Origin of the sequence: Kineococcus vitellinus, assembly GCF_009906315.1 — a bacterium.
Classification (GTDB): domain Bacteria; phylum Actinomycetota; class Actinomycetes; order Actinomycetales; family Kineococcaceae; genus Kineococcus; species Kineococcus vitellinus.
In genome coordinates, this window is record NZ_JAAALL010000205.1 from 1 (window position 1) to 7,884 (window position 7,884).

General features: G+C 75.7%; 8 protein-coding genes and 1 pseudogene. 5 read left to right on the forward strand and 4 right to left on the reverse strand.

Features of this window, described 5'->3' with window-relative positions; genetic code table 11:
* Positions 1-380: 380 nt before the first annotated feature.
* Positions 381-1,172: an SDR family NAD(P)-dependent oxidoreductase gene (locus GTQ99_RS16265; RefSeq protein WP_166616782.1), complete on the reverse strand. Its 792-nt coding sequence runs from the start codon at positions 1,170-1,172 to the stop codon at positions 381-383.
* A 100-nt stretch (positions 1,173-1,272) separates the two neighbouring features.
* On the opposite strand from GTQ99_RS16265, the gene GTQ99_RS27025 reads away from it, so the two are divergent.
* The 3 genes from GTQ99_RS27025 to GTQ99_RS16280 all read left to right on the forward strand — a co-directional run bounded on the left by GTQ99_RS27025 (position 1,273) and on the right by GTQ99_RS16280 (position 3,162).
* A complete protein-coding gene (locus GTQ99_RS27025) occupies positions 1,273-1,893 on the forward strand; it encodes a TetR/AcrR family transcriptional regulator C-terminal domain-containing protein (protein ID WP_166616783.1) in 621 nt (206 codons plus the stop codon).
* Positions 1,894-1,999: 106 nt separating this feature from the next.
* Positions 2,000-2,428 carry a helix-turn-helix transcriptional regulator gene (locus tag GTQ99_RS16275; protein WP_166616784.1) on the forward strand — a complete coding sequence of 143 codons (429 nt, stop codon included), beginning with the start codon at positions 2,000-2,002 and terminating at the stop codon, positions 2,426-2,428.
* Entirely contained in the window at positions 2,425-3,162 is a 738-nt protein-coding gene (locus GTQ99_RS16280; RefSeq protein WP_166616785.1) for a hypothetical protein, read from the forward strand. Before GTQ99_RS16275 ends, GTQ99_RS16280 begins: the two co-directional genes overlap by 4 nt.
* A gap of 18 nt (positions 3,163-3,180) precedes the next feature.
* On the opposite strand, the gene GTQ99_RS16285 is transcribed toward GTQ99_RS16280, so the two are convergent.
* The 3 genes from GTQ99_RS16285 to GTQ99_RS16300 all read right to left on the reverse strand — a co-directional run bounded on the left by GTQ99_RS16285 (position 3,181) and on the right by GTQ99_RS16300 (position 6,744).
* Complete coding sequence (locus tag GTQ99_RS16285; protein WP_166616786.1) at positions 3,181-5,304, reverse strand: EAL domain-containing protein; 2,124 nt, start codon at positions 5,302-5,304, stop codon at positions 3,181-3,183.
* A gap of 309 nt (positions 5,305-5,613) precedes the next feature.
* Positions 5,614-6,132 carry an MmyB family transcriptional regulator gene (locus GTQ99_RS27575; protein ID WP_205707624.1) on the reverse strand — a complete coding sequence of 173 codons (519 nt, stop codon included), beginning with the start codon at positions 6,130-6,132 and terminating at the stop codon, positions 5,614-5,616.
* A gap of 105 nt (positions 6,133-6,237) precedes the next feature.
* Positions 6,238-6,744 (reverse strand): DUF4188 domain-containing protein, encoded by a 507-nt coding sequence (locus tag GTQ99_RS16300; RefSeq protein ID WP_166616788.1) that lies wholly within the window; start codon positions 6,742-6,744, stop codon positions 6,238-6,240.
* A gap of 210 nt (positions 6,745-6,954) precedes the next feature.
* Between GTQ99_RS16300 and GTQ99_RS16305 the strand changes: the two genes are divergently transcribed.
* Positions 6,955-7,500 (forward strand): WHG domain-containing protein, encoded by a 546-nt coding sequence (locus GTQ99_RS16305; protein ID WP_205707625.1) that lies wholly within the window; start codon positions 6,955-6,957, stop codon positions 7,498-7,500.
* Positions 7,501-7,547: 47 nt separating this feature from the next.
* Positions 7,548-7,884: pseudogene (locus GTQ99_RS16310) on the forward strand (beta-eliminating lyase-related protein); the annotation flags it as partial.

Here is a 7,884-nt window from a genome sequence, read left to right on the forward strand (position 1 = left end):
CCGCGGGGGCCACCCGCTCCCCGCCCTTCGGCGCCCGGGTGGCCCCCGCGGTGGACGCGAGCGCGGCTCCCGCCCGCCCGCCGACCGCCGGTCGCGGGTGTTCGACCTCTGCGACAGCTCCCGCGCCGCGGAGGACCAGGTCGTCCGGGTGTCCTCCCACCAGACGGGCGTCCAGGGCCGCCTGCGCTCCCCGGGGCAGGCCGAGGTCGTCGCTCCCGGTGGTGACGTGCCGGCGCGCACCGGGTCCACGGCGGTGGCCGATCAGGACCGTGAGGGGCTCAGCGCCGCACCGGCCGGTCGGCGCGCGGACCGCCCTCGAGGTGGAGGACGATCCTCACGAGGCTCCGGGCGGGGGTCCGGACGAGGCCGCGGGTTCGACCTCAGGCACCGGCCGGCTCCGCGACCCGCATCGCCGGGCCCAGCAGCAGGCCCCCGTCGACCACGAACTCGGCACCGGTGACGAAACCGGCCTCCCGCGAGGTCAACCACAGCAGCAGGTCGGTGACCTCCCGGGGCCGGCCCAGGCGCGGCACGGCGAAGGCGTCGGGTGAGTAGGCGTCGGCGATCGTGACGTCGGAACCGGGGACGGGGTCGTGGACGAACGGCGTGGAGACCACGCCCGGGTGCACCGAGTTCACCCGGATCCCGTCCCGTCCCAGTTCCAGCGCGGCCGTCCGGGTCAGCCCGCGGACGGCCCACTTGGCGGCCGTGTAGGGCGCGAAGCCCGCCGTGCCGACGTTGGCCATCGTCGAGACGATGTTGACGACGGACCCGCCGCCGGCGCGGCGCAGCGACGGGGCCACCGCCCGGATGCCCAGGAAGGGTCCGGTCGTGTTGACCGCGAGGGCGCGCGCCCAGGTCGCCGGGTCGGTGTGCTCGATCGGCGCGGGCGGCGTCTGCAGCCCGGCGTTGTTGACCAGGACGGTGACCGGCCCGAACGCCTCCTCGGCGGCCGCGACCGCGCGCACCCAGTCGGCGGGGTCGGTGACGTCGAGGTGGACGAACGCGGCGCCGGCACCGAGTTCGTCGGCCAGGGCCCGCCCGGCGTCGTCGCGGCGCCCGGCGAGCACGACCCGGGCGCCCTCGGCGTGGTAGCCGCGGGCGTGGGACGAGCCCATGCCGCCGGTGGCCCCGGTGATCAGGACGACGTCCTGGCTGAAGCGCGTGTCCATCGTGGATCCTCTCGTGAGGTGAGTCGCTCGACTCACCTCATGCAGGATGACCCGTGCGGTGGGGTGAGTCAAGCGACTCACCACCCGGTACCGTCGACCCGTGCCCGGTACGTCCTCCTTCCACCAGCAGGTCGCCGCCGACAAGCGGGCCGCGATCCTCACCGCCGCCACGACGCTCTTCGGGACCAGGGGGTTCGCCCGGACCTCCCTGGCGCAGATCGCGACCGCGGCGCAGGTGTCGAAGGCCACCCTGTTCAAGCAGTTCCCCACCAAGGACGCCCTCTTCGACGCGATCGTCGACGAGGCGTGGACGCCGCAGGTGCGACCGAGCGCGCACCCCGACCCCACCGACCCGGAGACCGGGCTGCGGGCGCTGGGCACCCTGTACGCCGACCTGGTGGGCCAGCCGGGCATGGCCGGGCTCTTCCGCCTGGTGATCGCCCAGGCGCCGTCGTCGCCCGAACTGGGGCGCCGGCAGTTCGACCTCGGCAAGCTGCCGTTCTTCGAGGAGGTGCGCCGCTACTTCCGCGCCGCCGCGGACGCCGGTTCGCTGGACGTCGAGGACCCGACGACGGCGGCGACGCAGATGCTCGGCATGATCTCCAGCTTCGTGCTGTGGCCCAGGATGTTCCTCACCGACTGGAACCCGGGGGCCTCCGCGGTCGCCCACGCGGTGGAGGAGGCCGTGCTGACCACGCTCGCCCGCTACGGCCGGCGGTAGCTGGCACCGGCGGACCCGGCACCCCGCGGTCGTCGCGACCTCCGGGTCTCCCTCGGTGGCCCGGAAGTAGGTTGCTTTCCGAGCTAGGTAGGGACACCATCGTGGTGTGACCCCTCCCGACGGCTCCCCGGACCCCTGGCCGGCGCAGTGGCTGCGGGGGGTGCTCGACCTCGCCGTCCTCGCCGTCATCGCGCGGGGGCAGACCTACGGCTACCGCATCGGCAACGACCTGCGCGAACTCGGTGTCGGCACCGTCAAGGGCGGCACCCTCTACCCCCTGCTGGCGCGGCTGGAGGAGACCGGTGCGGTGAGCACCACCTGGCGCGAGGGCGAGTCCGGCCCCGGCCGCAAGTGGTACGAGATCACCCCCGGCGGCCGCGACCGGCTGCGCCAGGAGGGAGCGCGCTGGCGCACCTTCGCCCGGCTGACCAGCGACCTGACCGCCGCCGCCGCCGCCGCCGCGACCAGCGCACCCGAGCCCGGAGCAGCACCCGCACCCACCAGGCAGAGCCTCGACGCAGGAGCGCAGCGATGACCGAGCACACCCCCGCCCCCCGCCTGCACGCGGACGCGAGCGAGCGCTACTGCGAGGAGCTGCTGCTCGCGCTGCGCATGCAGGACGTCCCCGGGCAGCGCATCGGCGAGGTGCTGGGCGAGGTCCGCGACCACCTCGCCAGCAGCGGCGAGGACCCCGTGGAGGCCTTCGGGGCGCCCCGCGACTACGCCGCCGCCCTGACCGCCGACCCGACCGCCGACCGGAGCACGGGGCGGCGGTCCGCGCGGGCGCTGGAGGCTGCGCGCAACGCCGCGGGGGTGGCGGGCCTGCTGTGGTCCGTGGAGGGCGCCACGGCGCTGCTGACGGGGAGGCCGGCCGTGGTGAGCGAGTTCCAGGTCCTGCTCCCGGTGGCGGTCGCGGTGGCCGCGCCGCTGCTGGTCGACGTCGTCGCCACCGCCCGCCGCGCCGGCGCCCTCGGCTGGGGCCTGCTGGTGGCGGCCGTCCTCGCCGCCGCGGCCACCACCCGCGCCTGGGCGGGACCGCTCCTCGAGGTGCCCGTCCCGGCCGCGGTGCTGCTCGTCCCCGGCCTGCTGGTGGCCGCGGCGTGGATCGTCGCCACCGCCCGCGCGGTGGACCCGGTGCTCGACCCCCTGCAGGGCGCGGCGAGCAGCCGCCGCCGGCGTCGCCGCGCGAGCGCCCGGCTCACGGCGCTGCTGCTGCTCCTGCTCGTCGCACCCGTGGTGGTCTCCGTCGGCCTGCAGCACCTGGGCTGAGCAGGGGCGCGGGCGGCGTCAGGGCGCTGGGGCGGCTGCTGCGGCTTCGCGGTCGAGGAGGTCCCCGGCGGGACCGCCGGGCAGCGGGCGCCCGAAGAAGTACCCCTGTCCCGACGGGCAGCCCAGCTCCGCCAGCCCGGAGGCCTGCTCGGGGTGCTCGATGCCCTCGGCGATCACCTGCAGGCCCAGGGTCCTGCCCAGCTGGACGATCGCCGCGGTGACTGCGCGGTCCTCCTCGCTGGTGTGGACGTCGTCGATGAAGGACTTGTCGACCTTGAGGACGTCCAGGGGGAAGCGGCGCAGGTAGCTCAGCGAGGAGTAGCCCGTGCCGAAGTCGTCCACCGCGATCCGCACCCCCAGCCCCTTCAGCTGCTGCAGCTTGCCGATGGTGTCCGCGCCGTCCTGCACCAGCAGCGACTCGGTGATCTCCAGCGTCAGGGTGCCCGCCCGCATGCCGGAGGAGCGCACGGCGGCCGCGACGTCGCGCACCAGGTCCACGTCCTGGAACTGGCGGGCCGAGACGTTGACGCTCATCTGCAGCGCGCGGGCGGGGTGGCGCCGCTGCCAGCGGGCGGCCTGGCGGCAGGCCTCGGCGACGACCCAGCCGCCGATGGGGACGATGAGGCCGTCCTGCTCGGCGAGCGCGATGAAGTCGCCGGGAGGCACCGGACCGCGCTGGGGGTGCTGCCAGCGCAGCAGCGCCTCGAACCCCGTGGTGCGGCCGGAGGCGATGTCGACGATCGGCTGGTAGTGCAGCGCGAACTGCCGCCGGCCCAGCGCCTGGTGCAGGTCGGCGCGCAACTGCTCGCGCTGCAGCTGCGTCGCGTGGTGGTGCGGCTGGAAGACCTCGCAGCGGCCCTTGCCGCTGTTCTTGGCCGCGTACATCGCCACGTCGGCCGCGCGCAGCACGCCGATCGAGGAGCCGGCGCAGGTGGCGGAACTCGCGACGCCGATGCTGACACCGGTGCGGACCCGGCGCCCGCCCACGTCGACCGGCTCGGCCAGCGCGGCCAGGATGCGCTCGGCGAGCCGGCGGGCCAGCGCCGCGCTGTCGCCGCCGGTGAGCAGGACGGCGAACTCGTCACCGGACAGGCGCGCGAAGGTGGCGCCGGCGGGGACGCAGGCGCGGATGCGTGCCGTCACCTGGCGCAGCAGCGCATCACCTCCCTCGTGGCCGAGGTCGTCGTTGACGGCCTTGAGGTTGTCCAGGTCGCAGAAGAGGACCGCCAGCGCGGCCTCCGTCCCGGCGGGAGCTGCACCACCCACCAGCTCGGCGGCCTGCTCGGCGGCCTGCTCGGCGGCCTGCTCGGCGGCCTGCAACCGGTCCATGAACAGCGCCCGGTTGGGCAGGCCGGTGAGCGGGTCCTGGAAGGCCTGCGCGTGCAGGCGCTCCTGCAGCTGCACGCGCTCGCTGACGTCGCGGGTGGTCAGCACGATGCCGGCGACGGCCGGGTCCTGCAGCAGGTTGCCGGCGACGGTCTCCGTCCAGCGCCAGGCGCCGTCGGCGTGCCGCACGCGCGCCAGCACCGGGGCACCGCGGGTGCCGTGGACGCCAGCGCGGGCGATCGCCGCCAGGTAGGCGTGGACACCGGCGCGGTCGTGGGGGTGCAGCAGGTCCCTGAGGTCGCTGCCGACCAGCGCGGCGGGCGGGTAGCCGAGGACACCCGCCACGGAGGGTGTCTGGTAGGAGATCCGGCCGGCGGTGTCGACGACGGTGATGACGTCGGAGGCGCCACGGACGATGGAGCGGAAGTGCTCCCCGGCCTCCAGCGCGTCCAGCAGGGCGTTGAAGGCGGTCGCGGTCTGGCCCAGCTGGTCGTCGGAGTCGACCTCCAGGCGCCCGACGCCGGAGGCCGGCCACTGCCCGCCCGCACCGGCGCGGGCGACCGCCTCGGCCACCGCCCGCAGGTGGGTGCTCAGCCTGGCCAGCCGGCGGCCCACCACCGCACGGCAGAGGGCGTGGTTGAGCGCCCCCACCACGAAGCCCGCCACCAGGCAGGCCACCTGGAACGAGGGCCGCTCCGCGTAGCGGGCCGGCACCCCCAGCTGCTGGGCGAAGGGCGGGAAGACCACCCCGACGGCCAGCCCCAGCCCGACCATGTAGACGGCCAGGTCCCAGAAGACCTTCCGGGTCAGCCGCACCCCGCGCCGGCGGCCGCCTCCCGCGCCCCGGCGCCCCGATCGGTTCACGGGAGCCACCCGCCGGACCGCGCGAGCAGGACGGGCGGCGGCGCGTCCACCCGCACCGGCGCCCACCCCGCCCCGTGGCCGGCGGAGGGCCCGGAGGCCGTCCAGGAGCTGCTCACCGTTCCAGTCCTACTGCAGCGCCGTCACCGCGAGCCAGTCGTGACCGCTGACCGACGGCGGGCCGCGGCGCTCGGGAGGCGTCGCGCGCGACCTCCTGCGGCGACGGCCACCACGAGGCGGCGAGGCGGCGTGGCGGCGCGACGGTCACCCGCCTCGGCGTTCGAGGCGCGTCAGGAGCTCGGCCGCCGGGTGCGAGGGCTGACAGCAGCTGCAGCTTCTCGTGGCTCTCGCTGCCGGGGACCGCGGTGAACACCAGCAGGGTCTGCGCCTGCTCCGGGTCCAGCAGGCTCTGGCAGTGCAGCTGCAACTCCCCCAGCTGCGGGTGCACCAACCGCTCCTGCTCGCTGTGGCGCCACCCACGGGGTGCTCGCACCACACCCTCGCGAACTCCGCGCCGGCGCTCTGCAGCGCGTCGACGATCTGCGCGGCACGTGAGTGCGGACCTTCCCGCGTGAGCACCTGGCGCACCTGGGAGGCCAGCACCAGCGAGTGCAGGGGGTGCTCCTCCACCGGGTGGATCAGCCTGTCACCGGCGTCGGTGAACCAGCGGTGGATCGCACTGCGCGCCAGGCCCTGGTGCCGGGTCTGGTCCCCCAGCAGCGCCACGCCCGACCGGGTCTGGACCGGCGTCTCCCCCAGCGAGGTGACGATGGCGGCCGGCACGTGCGGGAGGGCACGTCGTGATGGCCGTGCGCGACGTGGCCGAGGTCGACCAGGTCGCCCGCCGGCTCGCCGAGCGGCTGCACGGCATCGGCCTGACCGGACGGATCAACCACCTGCGGGTGCTCCGACGGGAGCCTCGTCCTGGGCGCGGGCGCCGATGCGCTGGGCCGAGGTGCTGCCCCGCGAGAGCGCGCGGGGTCCGGCGGCGGCCAGCAGGCCGACGGAGGGCATGTGGTTGTAGAAGGTCTCGAAGGTGCCGGCGTCGACGCGGTAGGTCTCGTGGTAGATGCCCACCGCGTCGCTGGTGCGGGCCAGCGCGTTGAACCGGCGCCACGCGGGCAGGTGCTCGGCGTCGCCGGCGCGGGCGTAGCGCTCCAGGTCCTCGTAGCTGCGCCAGTACTGGATGACGCCGGGGCCGCCGAAGAAGAACCCGGCCTCGGCGCGCAGCACCCCCAGCTCCGGGTGGCGGTCCAGCTCGCCGAGCATGCGCCGCATCGCCGACACCGTCGCCGCCACGTGGCGCACCTCGCGCCAGCGGTTGACGTGCATGCCGATGAGGAAGACGACGAAGCCGCCGTCGGTGTCTGCGGTGACGCGTCCGTGCAGGGGCATGCCGGAACTCCGATCGTCGCGCAGCGCCCCCGCAGCCGCCGGTCGGCGACCTTCGGGCTGACACTGTCAAGCAGCACGGTGCACCGCCTTCTTGACAGTGTCAACCCCTGACGGCACAGTTCTCGGGTGCCACCGCGACCGCTCCCCGACCAGAGACCGGACGAGGACCGCCGACCGGACGAGGCCCGCGCGGGGGGCGGAGCCCGGCAGGTGCTGGACGTGCGCCGGGCGCTGCTGGACGCGGCCGCCGGCGAGCTCGACGACCACGGCGCGGCCGGCATCAGCCTGCGCGCCATCGCCCGTCGCGCCGGGGTCTCCCACGCGGCCCCCAAGCACCACTTCGGCGACCGCGCCGGGCTGCTGACGGCCATCGCCGCCGACGGCTTCCGCACGCTGGCCGCGACCCAGCGCGACGCCGCACCCGGCGGGCTGCACGCCCTGGGCGTCTCCTACGTCGACTTCGGCGCCGGCCACCCGGCGCTGTTCGAGCTGATGTTCGCCAGCAGCGAGCTGCGCACCGACGACCCCGACCTGCTCGCCGCGCACGAGGAGTCCCTGCGGCCGCTGCGCGAGGCCGCCGGCCGCGCCGGCGAGGTCACCGCGGCCGCGAGCGGGCAGGACGCCGTGCTGATGGCCTGGGTCTTCGTGCACGGCCTGGTCGTCCTCCAGCGCGGCGGCGCGCTGGGCGCCGCAGGCGGTGAACCCGCGCACCTGCTGTCCACCTTCAGCCGGCTGCTCTCACCCGGCCGCCGCTGAGCGCCGCACGGACCGCCCGAGGCTCCCGGCGACGAGCCCCACCTACGATGCACGGCGTGAACAGCAGCAGACGCGCCGACCGCGGCGAGCGGGAGGTCCGCGCCGTCCAGGAGGCCACCCGCGTCCTGGACCGCCCCACGACCACCGCCACCCTGCGCCAGCGCCTGACCGCGCTCACCGACGCCACCGGCGCCGCCGCGGACCTCGGCGTCGACCTCGACGCCCCCACCGACCTGTACGGCAACGGCGTCGCCACCCACCTCGAACGGCGCGTCGCCACCCTCCTCGGCACCGAGGACGCCGCCTTCTTCCCCTCCGGCACCATGGCCCAGCAGGCCGCGCTCCGCTGCTGGGCCCAGCACCCCGGACGGGGCGGCGGCCTGC

What these genes read in the sequence shown, in the direction of transcription:
- GTQ99_RS16265 (WP_166616782.1), bottom strand. Translation starts at nt 1,172, where the DNA reads ATGGACACGCGCTTCAGCCAGGACGTCGTCCTGATCACCGGGGCCACC.
- GTQ99_RS16280 (WP_166616785.1), top strand. Translation starts at nt 2,425, where the DNA reads ATGACCGAGCACACCCCCGCCCCCCGCCTGCACGCGGACGCGAGCGAG.
- GTQ99_RS16300 (WP_166616788.1), bottom strand. Translation starts at nt 6,744, where the DNA reads ATGCCCCTGCACGGACGCGTCACCGCAGACACCGACGGCGGCTTCGTC.